Origin of the sequence: Caulobacter henricii (assembly GCF_001414055.1) — a bacterium.
GTDB lineage: Bacteria > Pseudomonadota > Alphaproteobacteria > Caulobacterales > Caulobacteraceae > Caulobacter > Caulobacter henricii.
This window is the reverse complement of the sequence record NZ_CP013002.1, coordinates 3,817,829-3,830,823: the sequence shown is the minus strand read 5'-3', so window position 1 is coordinate 3,830,823 and position 12,995 is coordinate 3,817,829. Positions and strand designations below refer to the sequence as shown.

Annotated in this window: 18 protein-coding genes; 11 read left to right on the top strand and 7 right to left on the bottom strand. The window is 66.6% G+C overall.

Annotated features, from left to right (window positions below; all coding sequences use genetic code 11):
• The 7 genes from hisB to AQ619_RS17920 all read left to right on the top strand — a co-directional run bounded on the left by hisB (nucleotide 1) and on the right by AQ619_RS17920 (nucleotide 4,652).
• Nucleotides 1-591: an imidazoleglycerol-phosphate dehydratase HisB gene (gene hisB, locus AQ619_RS17950; RefSeq protein ID WP_062150963.1), complete on the top strand. Its 591-nt coding sequence runs from the start codon at nucleotides 1-3 to the stop codon at nucleotides 589-591.
• Between the two features lie 11 nt (nucleotides 592-602).
• Nucleotides 603-1,244, top strand: a complete 642-nt coding sequence (gene hisH, locus AQ619_RS17945; RefSeq protein ID WP_062150960.1) for an imidazole glycerol phosphate synthase subunit HisH — start codon at nucleotides 603-605, stop codon at nucleotides 1,242-1,244.
• Nucleotides 1,232-1,966 carry a 1-(5-phosphoribosyl)-5-[(5-phosphoribosylamino)methylideneamino]imidazole-4-carboxamide isomerase gene (gene hisA, locus AQ619_RS17940; RefSeq protein ID WP_166504301.1) on the top strand — a complete coding sequence of 245 codons (735 nt, stop codon included), beginning with the start codon at nucleotides 1,232-1,234 and terminating at the stop codon, nucleotides 1,964-1,966. The genes hisH and hisA overlap by 13 nt, the downstream gene beginning before the upstream one ends.
• Nucleotides 1,966-2,748: an imidazole glycerol phosphate synthase subunit HisF gene (gene hisF / locus AQ619_RS17935; protein ID WP_062150953.1), complete on the top strand. Its 783-nt coding sequence runs from the start codon at nucleotides 1,966-1,968 to the stop codon at nucleotides 2,746-2,748. The genes hisA and hisF overlap by 1 nt, the downstream gene beginning before the upstream one ends.
• Nucleotides 2,745-3,071 carry a phosphoribosyl-ATP diphosphatase gene (locus AQ619_RS17930; protein ID WP_062150950.1) on the top strand — a complete coding sequence of 109 codons (327 nt, stop codon included), beginning with the start codon at nucleotides 2,745-2,747 and terminating at the stop codon, nucleotides 3,069-3,071. Before hisF ends, AQ619_RS17930 begins: the two co-directional genes overlap by 4 nt.
• Nucleotides 3,072-3,333: 262 nt before the next feature.
• Complete coding sequence (locus AQ619_RS17925) at nucleotides 3,334-3,918, top strand: hypothetical protein (RefSeq protein WP_062150946.1); 585 nt, start codon at nucleotides 3,334-3,336, stop codon at nucleotides 3,916-3,918.
• A complete protein-coding gene (locus tag AQ619_RS17920; RefSeq protein ID WP_062150944.1) occupies nucleotides 3,915-4,652 on the top strand; it encodes a cytochrome c3 family protein in 738 nt (245 codons plus the stop codon). Before AQ619_RS17925 ends, AQ619_RS17920 begins: the two co-directional genes overlap by 4 nt.
• A gap of 10 nt (nucleotides 4,653-4,662) precedes the next feature.
• On the opposite strand, the gene AQ619_RS17915 is transcribed toward AQ619_RS17920, so the two are convergent.
• Genes AQ619_RS17915 through timA form a run of 3 tightly spaced genes read right to left on the bottom strand, consistent with a single transcriptional unit; the run spans nucleotide 4,663 to nucleotide 6,982 of the window.
• Entirely contained in the window at nucleotides 4,663-5,217 is a 555-nt protein-coding gene (locus AQ619_RS17915) for a Smr/MutS family protein (protein WP_062150940.1), read from the bottom strand.
• A gap of 2 nt (nucleotides 5,218-5,219) precedes the next feature.
• Complete coding sequence (gene mltA, locus AQ619_RS17910) at nucleotides 5,220-6,386, bottom strand: murein transglycosylase A (protein WP_062150938.1); 1,167 nt, start codon at nucleotides 6,384-6,386, stop codon at nucleotides 5,220-5,222.
• Nucleotides 6,386-6,982, bottom strand: a complete 597-nt coding sequence (gene timA / locus AQ619_RS17905) for a TIM44-related membrane protein TimA (protein ID WP_062150936.1) — start codon at nucleotides 6,980-6,982, stop codon at nucleotides 6,386-6,388. Before timA ends, mltA begins: the two co-directional genes overlap by 1 nt.
• 167 nt (nucleotides 6,983-7,149) lie before the next feature.
• Here timA and secB point away from each other — a divergent pair, with 167 nt between their 5' ends.
• Nucleotides 7,150-7,644 carry a protein-export chaperone SecB gene (gene secB / locus AQ619_RS17900; RefSeq protein ID WP_062150933.1) on the top strand — a complete coding sequence of 165 codons (495 nt, stop codon included), beginning with the start codon at nucleotides 7,150-7,152 and terminating at the stop codon, nucleotides 7,642-7,644.
• Between the two features lie 131 nt (nucleotides 7,645-7,775).
• On the opposite strand, the gene AQ619_RS17895 is transcribed toward secB, so the two are convergent.
• Nucleotides 7,776-8,462, bottom strand: a complete 687-nt coding sequence (locus tag AQ619_RS17895) for a response regulator transcription factor (RefSeq protein ID WP_062151853.1) — start codon at nucleotides 8,460-8,462, stop codon at nucleotides 7,776-7,778.
• Nucleotides 8,463-8,523: 61 nt separating this feature from the next.
• Here AQ619_RS17895 and AQ619_RS17890 point away from each other — a divergent pair, with 61 nt between their 5' ends.
• On the top strand, nucleotides 8,524-9,030 hold the full coding sequence (locus tag AQ619_RS17890) for a L,D-transpeptidase family protein (protein ID WP_062150930.1): 507 nt from the start codon (nucleotides 8,524-8,526) through the stop codon (nucleotides 9,028-9,030).
• Nucleotides 9,031-9,077: 47 nt separating this feature from the next.
• On the opposite strand, the gene AQ619_RS17885 is transcribed toward AQ619_RS17890, so the two are convergent.
• A complete protein-coding gene (locus AQ619_RS17885; RefSeq protein ID WP_236849504.1) occupies nucleotides 9,078-9,833 on the bottom strand; it encodes a DUF2306 domain-containing protein in 756 nt (251 codons plus the stop codon).
• Nucleotides 9,834-10,039: 206 nt separating this feature from the next.
• On the opposite strand from AQ619_RS17885, the gene AQ619_RS17880 reads away from it, so the two are divergent.
• Nucleotides 10,040-11,035, top strand: a complete 996-nt coding sequence (locus AQ619_RS17880; RefSeq protein WP_062150925.1) for a helix-turn-helix domain-containing protein — start codon at nucleotides 10,040-10,042, stop codon at nucleotides 11,033-11,035.
• Nucleotides 11,036-11,086: 51 nt separating this feature from the next.
• Here AQ619_RS17880 and AQ619_RS17875 read toward each other — a convergent pair whose 3' ends face one another.
• On the bottom strand, nucleotides 11,087-11,755 hold the full coding sequence (locus tag AQ619_RS17875; protein WP_062150922.1) for a YggS family pyridoxal phosphate-dependent enzyme: 669 nt from the start codon (nucleotides 11,753-11,755) through the stop codon (nucleotides 11,087-11,089).
• Between AQ619_RS17875 and AQ619_RS17870 the strand changes: the two genes are divergently transcribed.
• Nucleotides 11,754-12,380, top strand: coding sequence for a thiamine phosphate synthase (locus tag AQ619_RS17870; RefSeq protein ID WP_174515185.1), 627 nt, complete (start codon nucleotides 11,754-11,756; stop codon nucleotides 12,378-12,380). The genes AQ619_RS17875 and AQ619_RS17870 overlap by 2 nt on opposite strands.
• Here the strand turns inward: AQ619_RS17870 and AQ619_RS17865 are convergent.
• Complete coding sequence (locus tag AQ619_RS17865; protein ID WP_062150919.1) at nucleotides 12,377-12,787, bottom strand: NtrZ family periplasmic regulatory protein; 411 nt, start codon at nucleotides 12,785-12,787, stop codon at nucleotides 12,377-12,379. The genes AQ619_RS17870 and AQ619_RS17865 overlap by 4 nt on opposite strands.
• Nucleotides 12,788-12,995 lie beyond the last annotated feature (208 nt).

Below are 12,995 nucleotides of genomic sequence, written 5' to 3'. Positions count from 1 at the left end.
ATGGCCCGCACCGCTGAAGTGGTCCGCGAGACGAAGGAGACCCAGATCCGGGTCTGGATCGATCTCGACGGGACCGGCGTCTCGACGATCTCCACCGGCATTGGTTTCTACGACCATATGCTGGAGAGCTTCGCGCGCCACGGCGGCTTTGACCTGAAGGTCGAGACCAAGGGCGACCTGCACATCGACATGCACCACACGGTCGAGGACACCGGCATCGTGCTGGGCCTGGCGATCAACAAGGCGCTGGACGGCTTCAAGGGCATCCGGCGCTTCGGCCACGCCTATATCCCGATGGACGAGACCCTGACGCGCTGCGCGATCGACCTGTCCAACCGGCCCTATCTGATCTGGAAGGTCGAGTTCAAGCGGCCCAAGGTCGGCGAGATGGACACCGAGCTCTTCAAGGAGTTCCACCACGCCTTCGCCATGAACCTGGGGGCCTGCGTCCACCTGGAGACCCTCTACGGCGACAATACCCACCATATCGCCGAAAGCGGGTTCAAGGCCCTGGCCCGGGCGCTGCGTCAGGCGGTCGAGATCGACCCCAAGACCGGCGGCCTGGCCCCCTCCACCAAGGGCGTGCTGTAGGAAACCTTCCCATGCAGACCGTCGCCCTGATCGATTACGGGTCGGGCAACCTGCGCTCGGCCGAGAAGGCCCTGCGTGAGGCCGCCCGTCGTCGCGGGATCGCTGCCGACATCGTGGTCACCGCCGATCCGGGCCGCGTCGCGGCCGCCGACCGCGTGGTGCTGCCCGGCGTCGGGGCCTTCGCCTCGTGCCGCGCCGGCCTCGACGCCTCGCAGGTCTATGAGGCCATGAACGCGGCCGTGCACGGGCGGGGCGTTCCCTTCCTGGGCATCTGCGTGGGACACCAGCTGCTGGCGACCCGGGGTCTGGAATTCGGGGTTACGCCCGGCCTGGACTGGATTGCCGGAGAGGTCAGGAAACTGGCGCCGAGCGACCCGAACCTGACCATTCCCCATATGGGCTGGAACGCCATCAAACTGACGCGTGATCACCCACTGTTTGTGGGTGTCGAAGACGGCGCGCACATGTACTACGCCAATTCGTTCGCCCTGACCCCGACCGATCCGGCCGATGTCCTGGCGACGACTGACCACGGCGGCCCGTTCACGGCGGCAGTGGTCAGGGACAATGTCGCAGGGGTGCAGTTCCACCCCGAAAAATCGCAAGCCGCAGGGCTGTCCCTGCTCGCCAACTTTCTGGAATGGCGCCCATGATCCTCTATCCCGCCATCGACCTGAAGGACGGCCAGTGCGTGCGCCTGCTGCACGGCGACATGGACAAGGCGACGGTCTTCAACAACAGCCCCGCCAACCAGGCCGAACATTTCGTCAAGGACGGCTTCTCGTGGCTGCATGTGGTCGACCTGAACGGTGCCATCGAGGGCAAGTCGGTCAATACGGCTGCCGTGCAGTCGATCCTGGAGTCGATCTCGATCCCGGTGCAGCTGGGCGGCGGCATCCGCACGCTTGAGGGCATCGAGGGCTGGATCGAGGCCGGGGTCAGCCGGGTGATCCTGGGCACGGTCGCCGTGCACGATCCCGAACTGGTCAAGAAGGCCGCCCGCCTGTGGCCCGAACAGATCGCCGTGGCCGTGGACGTGCGTGACGGCAAGGTCGCGGTCGACGGCTGGACCGGCCTGTCCGAGCTCAGCGCCATCGACCTGTCGCGCCGCTTCGAAGACGCCGGCGTGGCCGGCCTGATCATCACCGACATCAGCCGCGACGGGGCCCTGACCGGGGTCAATGTCGAGGGGGTGGGCGAGCTGGCCGATGCGGTCTCGATCCCGGTCATCGCCTCGGGCGGTGTGGCGACCGTCGCCGACATCGAACGCCTGAAGGCCCGCAAGGGCGTCAAGATCGCCGGGGCCATCCTGGGTCGTTCGCTCTATGCCGGTACCATCCAGCCGGCCGAAGCCCTGACGGTGGCAGCGGCCTGATGCTGAAGACCCGGATCATTCCCTGCCTCGACGTGAAGGACGGGCGGGTGGTCAAGGGCGTCAATTTCGTGGCCCTGCGCGACGCCGGCGATCCGGTAGAGCAGGCAAGAGCGTATGACGCGGCCGGGGCCGACGAGTTGATGTTTCTCGACATCACCGCCTCCAGCGAAGGCCGCGGCCTGATCCTGGACGTGATTTCCCGCACGGCCGAGGTCTGTTTCATGCCGGTCTCGGTGGGCGGTGGCGTGCGCGAGGTCTCAGACATGCGCCGTCTGCTGCTGGCCGGGGCCGACAAGGTCTCGACCAATACGGCTGCCGTCGAAAATCCTGACCTGATCGCCGCCGGGGCCGATGCCTTCGGTGCCCAGTGCGTGGTGGTGGCCATCGACGCCAAGCTGCGCGAAGACGGCAGCGGCTGGAACGTCTGGACCTATGGCGGCCGCAAGGACACCGGCCTCGACGTCGTCGACTGGGCGGCCAGGGTGGTGGAACGGGGCGCGGGCGAGATCCTGCTGACCTCGATGGACCGCGACGGGGCCAAGATCGGCTATGACATTCCCCTGCTGAAGGCCGTGACCGGCGCTGTGAACGTGCCGGTGATCGCCTCGGGCGGGGCCGGCAAGACCGAGCACCTGGTCGAAGCCGCCCGCGACGGTCACGCCGCCGCCGTTCTGGCCGCCTCGATCTTCCACTTCGGTGAGATCAGCATCGGCGAGGCCAAGCGGGCCATGGCGCAGGCCGGCATTCCCGTGCGCCTTGACGATCTGAAGAGCGCGGCATGAGCCGGTTGTTCGAAACCCTGGAGCGCCTCGCCGCCACGATAGAGACCCGCAAGGGCGGGGATCCGGCCGCCTCCTATACCGCCAGGCTGCTGGCCGACCCGAAGCTGGCCGCCAAGAAGCTGGGCGAGGAAGCCATCGAAACGGTGATCGCCGCCGTGGGCCAGGGCCCGGACGAACTCGCCAGCGAAAGCGCCGACCTGCTCTATCATTGGCTGGTGCTGCTGGCGGCCTCGGGCGTCTCGCTCGACGCCGTGGCCGACAAGCTGGTGGCCCGTGAGGGGACTTCAGGTATCGCCGAGAAGGCGTCGCGCCAGACCCAATAGCCGAGCATCTCGCTCGCCTGCTGTTGCCGGATTGACCTTGAGGGCGCCCTCCCACGCCAGGTCGCGCCAAGCCGTTTCTGATCGGCTTGATCCAGCACAAGGCCGCCTCGCCGTGTCCAGGGCAAAAGGGGCGAAAGGCAGCGCCGATTGCGGCGTCGTGAGGCCGCCATGCGTGACTTGATCCGACCGGTGTTCAGCCCCGGCGCGGCCGTGATCCGCCAGATTCCGAGACCTTCCTCGGGTCCTGGGCAGGGCTGAGCCCTTGTCCACCAAGCCGCAAGTCCTGCTGCGTGAAGTCCTGCCGTTCTTTCTGGGACTGGCCGCCCTCCTGCTCACGACCCTCTTGGTCGACGCCCTGTTGCACCTGATCGATGCGGTGTGGATCGGCCGGTATCTGGGGATACCGGGCGTCCTGCTCATCCTGGCCTCGTTCGGACATTCGCTGCGCAAGCGGGGCATCCTCAAGAGCGGCGACCCCGTGCGTCTGCTCCACCTGCACGAAGGACTGGCCTGGACGGGGTCCTTGCTGGTGCTTGTCCATGCCGGCATTCACTTCAATGCTGTCCTGGCCTGGCTGGCCGTGGTCGCCATGCTGATCAACATCGTCAGCGGACTGACCGGCAAGTACCTGCTTCGCCGCGCCCAAACCCGGCTCAAGGCGGCGCGCACGGAACTAAAGGCCGAGGGGGTTTCCGACCCCGAGGTCAGCGCGCGACTTCACAATGACAGCCTGGCCGTCGATGTGATGAGAGCCTGGCGCAAGGTACATCTGCCGATCGCCCTGGTCTTCGCCATCCTCGCCCTGGCGCATGTCAGCGCCATTTTTGTCCTGTGGGGCTGGAAATGACACCGCGATGGGTCTGGATCAGCATCGGTGTCGGTCTGGCGGCGATCATCGCCCTGATCTTCGTTTTCCCCCACCAGATGGTCAGTCCCGGGGACCTCAAACCTGCTCATGCGGCCCTGCAGCAGAATTGCCTTGCCTGTCATGCGCCCCTGGCCGGGGCATCGACGGAACGCTGCGTGGCCTGCCACACCGTCGCCGACATCGGCCGTCGCACGACCCTGGGAGAATTCATCAAGCACCCGGGCTCACGGCCGCCTTTTCACCAGACCCTGATTTCGCAGGACTGCATGGCCTGCCACACCGATCACCCAAGGCCCAGGCTGACGCACAATCTCGTCCGTCCTTTCAACCATGCCCTGTTACAACCCCAGGCCCGGGCGGCCTGTTCAAGCTGCCACAGCGCACCGAGCAACGACTTTCATCGCGGTGTGGCCCTGCCCTGCAGCCAATGCCACGGCACCCAGGCCTGGAAACCCGCCACCTTTGATCACGGCCGCTACTTCAAGCTGGCGGGCCCTCATGACGCGCCCTGTTCGACCTGTCATGTCGGCGGGAACCTGCGGACCTTCACCTGTTATGGCTGCCATGCTCACCAGCCCGGGCAGATTGAGGCCCAGCATCGGGAAGAAGGCATCCGCAACATCCAGAACTGTGTCCGGTGTCACCGCAGCGTCGACGGCGAGTCCGGCGAAGGTGGCGGCGAGGGCGGTCAGGGCCGTGAGCGAGACGACTGAGGCCCCGCGCCTAGGCCCGCCGCTTCAGCGCCACGTAGAGCGCGCCCTCTCCGCCGTGCCGCTGGTCGGCCTGGGATACCCCGGCGATCATCTCGCGCAGGGCCGGCGCGGCCAGCCATTCCGGCGTGCGCTTCTTCAGGACCCCGTGGCCGATCTTGCCCTTGCCGGTGATGATCAGGACGGCGCGATGGCCATCGGCATAGGCCCGCCGGATAAAGGCTTCCAGGGCCGGGCGGGCCTGGTCCTGGTCAAAACCGTGCAGATCCAGCCGCGCCCCGATCGGATCATGCTCCTTGATCAGGCGCTTGCGGCGATTGGGTTCGATATGGCCGGGTGCGGATTTGGGCGTCCTGACCGGTGTCGGCTTGATCTCGGACGGGTCGATGCGCAGGGGGGCGATGGAGGCCAGGTGAGTGGGCTGGACCTTGGCGGCCTTGGGGGCCCTGACCGGCTTGATCTTGACCTTGGCCCGCAGCTTCAGCGGCTTGTCGCCAGGCCGCGCATGCACCGTGTCGGCGACCATGCCCCAGAGGCGCAGTTCTTCCGGTCGCGGCGGCCGCTTCATGGCTAGGATTTCGGGATCGGAACCAGGCGGTACATCCGCAGGTCATGGCGCACGCGACCGGCCTCGATGCCGGCGGTGGGGCCGCTGCCGGTATAGAGATCGGCCCGCACCTCGCCCTTGATGGCTCCGCCCACGTCCAGAGCCACAGCCAGACGGCGATAGGCGGGGAAGGCACCCGCCAGCTTTGGGGCTGCGGCGTCCAGCCAGTAGAGGCCGCCCATGGCGTGACGGCTGGGATCAACGGCGATGGCCCGGCCCGCCGGCAGGGGTATGCCGGCCGAGCCCACGGCCTCCTGGCCGTCGTCGTCCGACAGCTTGAAGAAGATGTAGCGCGGGTTCAGCTGCATGATCTCGTCAGCCCTCGGGCCGCGATTGTCGGCCAGCCAGGTGCGGATCGCGTCACCAGAGGTATTGTTGTCGGTCAGAAGGCCCCGGTCGCGCATGGCCGTGGCGATGCCGACAAAGGGCTTGCCATTGCCGCCGGCGAAGGCGGCCCGCTGTCGGCGACCGTCCGGTGTGACCAGAACGCCCGACCCCTGAATTTGCAGGAAAAACAGCTCTTCCGGCCGCATCCAGGCCAGGGGCTTGTCGGCGGGCGAGGCCTCGATGGCCTTGCGGTCCGGATAGGGCTCGAACTTGCCGGCCCTGACCCGGCCGCTGACCTTCTTGCCCGCCAGGGACGGTTCGAAGGCCCCAAGGTCGAGCATGACCAGATCCGCCGGAAGCCCCCGCACCGGCGCGCTGAACTCGTCCGAACGCGACAGGCGGGCCTCGTATTTCGGCGCGAAATAGGCGGTCAGCAGGCCCTGATCCCCTACCGCCTGGGGTCTGAAATTGGCTTCCAGGAACAGACGTGCCCCCAGTTCATCGCGCGGTCCGTCGGTACGGGCCAGACGACAGACCCGGGCCATGTCAGGCTCGCGCGCCACACCGCAGCCGGCCCGGAAGGCATCCAGAGCCGCCAGGTGGTCCTCTTCGGTCCAGCCCGCCAGGGTGCCAAAAGCCAGGGCCTGCAGGGTCGGGACAGGATTCGCAGACGCCGGGGTCGGGCTCGCACCGGGCAGGACCGGGGGCGCGACGGGACCGGTGGCCACCGGGGTCGGTGTCGTGGTTGCGCAGGCCGCCAGGGTCAGGGCGGCTGCGACAGCGATCAGACCGTTCTGCAGCATCAGGCTTCGGCGGCGGCGACGTGGACCAGGATCCAGTTCGGATTGGTCGATTTCAGAGAACGTTCAAAGGTCCAGAGCTCGGCGGTGCGGCGGTCATCCACTGCGTCGCCCTCGGTGCTGGTGGTCCTGGCGCGAACCTCGGCCAGAATCCGCACGACGGCCCGGGCGGTGTCGCCGACCACCGCGACCGTGTCGAGATCGACCCGCGGTGGCGACATCATCTCGACCGTCTCGCTGCGACCCTCGGCCTCGCGGGCCACGATCGCCGCCTCGAAATTGGCCATGACGTCGTCGGCCAGCAGCGGCTTGAGGGTTTCGCGATCACCGACAGCGAAGGCCTTGACGATCATCTCATAGGCCGAGCGGGCCCCGCTCAGGAAATGGGCGGTGTTGAAGTCGGGCTGGCGCGCGCGCAGGGCCGCGACGCCTTCGAGGGGCCCGGCGGCGATGGCTTCGGCCGGCCCGGCCGGTGCCGGAACGGTTCTGGCCCCGGTCGCCGGCGCATCCTCGGGCTGACGCCCCACCCGACGCCCGAGTGTGGCGTAGAGCTGGTACAGGACCACGGCGGCGATGACGGCAAGGACGAGAATTTGCATAAGCACTTGGTTATCCGCGGCTGCTTCGACAGACTGGTCGCCATGTCTATATAGGTGAGGCGAGCTCTCGCGTAAGGCGCCTGGCGTTGCACCAAGGCCGCCCGCGTGTTAGCAGCGCCGCTCTCTCCTAGCGGCCTTTTTAGACGCCGAGTACGGATTTATTCCTAATGACCGACACGACCGCCGCCCCTGAGGCGCTTGCAGACGACAACGCGGCCGCTCAATCGGGCATCCGCATCATGGCCCAGTTCGTGCGCGACTTCTCGTTCGAGAGCCCGCATGCGCCCGACAGTCTGCGGGCAGGCACGGCCCAGCCGGCCATCGATATGGGCGTCGAAATGAATGCCCGCGGCCGCACCGACGGCCTGTTCGAGGTGGACCTGAAGCTGTCGGCCCGCGCGACCCGCGAAGACCAGGCCGTTTTCCATGTGGAAGTCGTCTATGGCGGCCTGTTCCACATCTCGGGCGTGACGGAAGCCGATCTGGAGCAGGTCCTGCTGATCGAGTGCCCGCGCTTCCTGTTCCCGTTTGCCCGTCGCCTGATCGCCGACGTCACCAGCGAAGGCGGCTTCCCCCCCTTCCTGATCGACCCGATCGACTTCGCCGGCGTCTATGCCGCCCGCAAGGCCCAGGCCGAAGGCGTGATGGTCGGCAACGCCTAGGCGTCCGACCCTCCACCGAAACAAAAAAGCCCCGGCGCAGCGATGCGACCGGGGTTTTTCTTTGGGTCTCTGGCGCTCCAGGCGCGCTGGCTCCAAGCCTGCTTGAGGCCGAGGTTTTGGCTCCGAATGGCCTAGGGCTGCAGCCGGTAGCCGCCCATTTCGGTGATCAGGATCTTGGCCACGGTCGGATCCGGCTCGATCTTCTGGCGCAGGCGATAGACGTGGGTTTCCAGGGTGTGGGTGGTGACCCCGGCGTTGTAGCCCCAGACCTCGGTCAGCAGTTCCTCGCGCGAGACCGGCTTTGAGCCGGCGCGATAGAGGTATTTGAGGATATTGGTTTCCTTCTCGGTCAACCGCACCTTTTTCTGCTTCTCGTCGACCAGGAGCTTGGCCGAGGGGCGGAACTCGTAGGGGCCGATGCGGAACAGGGCGTCTTCCGAGGCCTCGTAGCTGCGCAACTGGGCACGGATGCGGGCCAGCAGCACCCCGAAACGGAAGGGCTTGGTGACATAGTCATTGGCCCCGGATTCCAGGCCCAGAATGGTGTCTGAGTCGCTGGCCGCCGCCGTCAGCATGATCACTGGGGCCATGACCCCGTTCTTGCGCATCAGCCGGCAGGCCTCGCGGCCGTCCATGTCGGGCAGGTCGACATCCAGCAGCACGAGATCGGGCTTGATCTCGCGCGCCATCCGCACGCCCTCGCCCGCCGTGGCGGCCTCGGCCACCGCGAACTCTTCGTGCAGGGCAAGCTGTTCAGCCAACGCGCCCCGCAGGTCGTCGTCGTCGTCGATCAGCAAAAGGGTCTTGCGTTGCGCCATATGGCGGAACATGCACCGGTGCGACCCCTCGCGACAACCCTTGGGAGCGGAGAAGGCGACAATGATCTTCAAGGCCCGCCCTGACGGCCAGATTGACATCAACGGACGCGCCGTCCGCTGCGCCCTGGGCAAGGCCGGCGTCATTGCCGCCGCCGACAAGCGCGAGGGCGACAACAGGAGCCCCGCCGGCGTCTGGCTGATCCGCGAAATCCTCTATCGCCCAGACGTCTATCCAGACGGGCCGACCACCGCCCTGCCCGTTCGCCCCATGGCCCCGGACGACGGCTGGTGCGACGCTCCGGGCGATCCGGCCTATAATCGCCCGGTCAAGCTGCCCTATGCCGCCAGCGCCGAGCGGCTCTGGCGCGACGATCACGTCTATGACCTGGTCGGCATCCTGGCCCACAACGATGATCCGCCGGTTCCCGGCATGGGCTCGGCGATCTTCCTGCATCTGGCCCGCGAGGACTTTTCCGGCACCGAAGGCTGCGTCGCCCTGGCGCGGGCGGATCTGGAGGCCCTTCTGGCCACGGCCCAGCCCGGGGATGCGGTGGAGATCGGGATCTAGGCGAGCCCCGTGCGCCGGACCCGGAGTCCGGCTGGGCGCGCTCGCCGTCACTTCATGTAAGGCCCCCACATGAACAGGGTGGCACCGACCCCACCGACCGCGGTGACGACGGTCATCGCGATCACCAGTCCCGCCGCGAGCCTTTTGACAATGGGGCGCGCGCTGCGCTGGGCGCGAAGATAGACCTCAAGCACTGCCAGAGGGATCAGGTAGGACCCGAACTGCAGCACGATATCGGCCGGTCCCGATAGCGTGCGGTTCATGCCTAGACCGCCGCCAGACACGACCACCCAGCCCATGATGGCGACACGCAGGAACCAGACGCCATTGACGACCATGAAGGCGCGCATGGCCCAGCGGCGATGGGCCTCGAACTTCCGCGTCACGGCAAACCGCCAGGCCAGACCGGCAAAGACCAGGATCAGCACACCATTGAGGGAAACCGAAACCGCCGAAATCAGCGAAAGATAGGTGGGCCGCACCCAGGTCAGCCAGAACCCGCCGAGGGCCATCACATAGGCGATGATGAAGAACAGCCGTCCGTTCCAGCGATGCAAGGCGGGCAGCTTTCGACGGATCGCCGGTACAAGTTGCAAGAGTCCACCAAGCGTCACCACCGCCGCCAGCAGCACATGGACCGCGAACATGAGGTTGCCCAGGTCATCGGCGGAGACGTAGCCCTTGATGATGGGCTTGTCGTTCCACCCGGCCAGATCGCCGGCCATGGTCCTGCGACCATAGTGGGCGATGATCATCCAGATGAAGGCACCCTGGCCGGCTGCGGCGACCAGGAACCAGGCCACGCCAGCTCGCCTCAGAAGGGCTTCGCCCGGCGAAGCGGTCTTCGATGGAATTGCAAGTTCTGCTGTCGTCATGTTCGTTCTACTCTCGGCGGATTGCGATCGGCCAAGGCGTGCGGGTTTTCACAGCGACGTTCTCGCCGATTTGGAAATCGGTCAGGTTTTTTGGAGCTTGCTCATGAGCGGCCGGCTTGAGGAACAGGGGTTCCATGCGCGCTGAGGGCCTGGGCACGACGCCGCGCAGCGGAGGGCGTCCAGACGATACGCTCCTCTATGGCGCGCTCTTCGCCGCTGCCGTGGGTGCATTCTGTCTCAGCCAGATCATCGGGCGCCGCCTGGGCCTGGTTTCCGAACTGGTCGCGGTCGCGGGCGACGCGACCTGCGGCTGGTCGTGGCTCTTGGTCCGCGCCCTTTTTCAGCCTGCCAGGCCCCGGCGGGAACTGTGGCCGCTGGGGCTGGTTCTGATCCTGGTGGCGTCCGGCGCCGTCCTGCGCTGGTCAGGCGCGAGTGCCGGACCCCTGCCCCGCATGGTTGGCAATCTGGGCGAGCTGGTCAGCTCGGCCCTCCTCCTGCTGGCCGCCATCGAACCCTTGAAGGGCCTGAACTCGAGCCTGAATCGGGGCGAGCAAGGCTTTCGCCTGACCTTTATGGCCGGCTACCTGGCCTCGCTGGCCATTGCGGTCATCTGGGTGAGCGGTGCCCCGGCCGGCGAGCTGACCGCGCAGGAGCGGATGGCCATCAGAACCGCCTGTGCCATCTTCTCTCTGCTGGGGATGGGGGCGGCCATCTGGTATCGCCATCGACATCCCCTGTCGGTCACCCGTCCGGAACGGCAGCGCGATAGAACGAGCGACGCCAACGGCCTGGCCCCGGCGCTTCGGCAGTTGATGGTGCAGGACGGCCTCTACACCCGCCAGAGTTTGAAAGTGGCGGATGTGGCCCGCCGCCTCGGCGAACCCGACTACAAGATCACGGCTTGCATCACGGGGCCCCTGGGCTTTCGCAACTTCAACCAGATGGCCAACCATTTCCGCATCACGGAGGCCAAACGGCAGTTGGCGGATCCCGCCTACGAGCACCTGCCCATTCTCACGATCGCCTATGATTGCGGCTTTGGCTCTATCGGTCCCTTCAACAGGGCGTTCAAACTCGAGACAGGGCTTACGCCCCAGCAATTCCGCAAAGCGTCTTCGGTGCCCGGTTAAGGGTTTCGCCCCGCAGGGGTGCCCCAAGAGACCTTTGGCCCGGACCGCTTCTCACTGCGGCGCGCGGACCCCAAAGATCGCCGAGCCCACCCGCACCGAGGTGGCCCCCTGGGCAATCGCGGTCTCGAAGTCGTCGCTCATGCCCATGGACAGCTTCTCGACGCCGTTGCGCTGCGCAATGGCCCTCAGGGCGGCGAAATGGGACGCGGGATCATCCTCGGCGGGCGGAATGCACATCAGGCCCTCGACCGACAGGCCGTAGGGCCCGCGACAGGCGGCGATGAAGGCGTCAGCCTCGGCCGGGGCGATGCCGGCCTTCTGCGGCTCTTGCCCGATATTGACCTGGATATAGAGGCGGATCGCCCGGCCCTGGCGCTGGATTTCGTCAGCCAGAACGCGGGCCAGCTTTTCGCGGTCCAGGGTTTCAAGGACATCAAAGAAGCCGACGGCTTCGCGCGCCTTGTTGGTCTGCAGTGGTCCGATCAGCCGCAGTTCCAGGCCGGTACGATGCGGCGCCCAGCGCTCCATCGCCTCCTGGACACGATTTTCGCCAAACACCGTCTGGTCAGCCGCCAGAACCGGGGCGATATGGTCCCAGGGCTGGGTCTTGGACACAGCCACCAGCGTGACCGAGCCCGGTGCACGACCGGCCGCAACCTCGGCCGCAGCAATGCGGGCCCGGATTGAGGCCAGGGGGCTGGTTTGGGAGGCGTCTGACATGATCGTGAAGACCGGCGGTGAACTGGAGGCCCTGTCTAGGACGGCCAGAACCCTTGCGCCAAGGACGGTGCGGGGAATTGTGCTGCCGAGCCTGGTTTTCTTCACCGACCCGGCCAGGGTGCCGGACCCCGAGTCCGTCGCCGAGCGCCTGCCGAGGCATGCTGCGGTGGTGTTCAGGGCCTTTGGCGCGGCCCATGCCGTCGATCAGGGCCACAGGCTAAGGCGTATCGCCGACCGGAGAGGTCTTCTCCTGCTGGTCGGCGCGGATGAGGACCTGGCCGAGACGATCGGGGCAGACGGACTTCACTTGCCGCAGAGGCTCGGAAACACGGCCCCGGCCATCCGGGCGAGGCGATCCGACTGGCTGCTGACCCAGGCGGCCCATGATGCGGAGGCTGTCGGAACCGCCAGCGCCCTGGGCGCAGATGCGCTGTTCGTTTCGCCGGTTTTCGCCAGCAACAGCCCGTCAGCCGGAACACCCCTGGGCGTGGAGGGTCTTCGGCGATGGGTCGGGATGACTGACACACCGATCTACGCCCTGGGCGGAATCCGGGCGGAAACAGTTGAACAGCTGGAAGGGACGGGAATCGTTGGCCTGGCGGCCGTCGACGCGTTGCTGAGTTAGAACTTGAACGCGGTTTCGAGGCGGACGCGCGGCGCGGGCTCAACTGGCTCGGCCTTGCGGGCGGCTAGGGCGGGATTGTTGTCGCCGAGGGCCACCGCACCACCGACGCGAATGGACGGGGTGACCTTGAAATAGGCACCGGCCTCGACGTCCTTGAGTTCCATTTCGCGGCCCAGCGGCTGGTCGAGACCCAGCTTCAGGCCCCATTTGCCCTTCTTGGCGTCCCACTGCAGGGTCTTGCGGGAGTCCTGCGGGCTGAACACGCCCTTCGGGTTGCTGGTGAAGTCGTTCTTCACGGTAAAGTCAGGCGTAGCGGCGCGAGTCTTGACCTGCGCCTGTGCGATCGTCGCCGATCCCGTCAGGATCAGCGCCGCTGCACCGGCTGTAATGAAACGCGTCGCGGTCATCACTGTCTTGTCGCCTGTCCCAAACCACACACATCCCGACTGTAGAATGTGCGCCCTTATGATCGCTTAATGGCCTGACCCTAACGTGGTCAACCGGCGTTTGGTCGCACAATCGGACGATGAATGCGATTCAGGCGGCGCCTGTGGCGGACCAGTCACGCGATTCCTGTTTTGAGGCAGCGCGGCCATGCTATAGACCGGCTCCGGC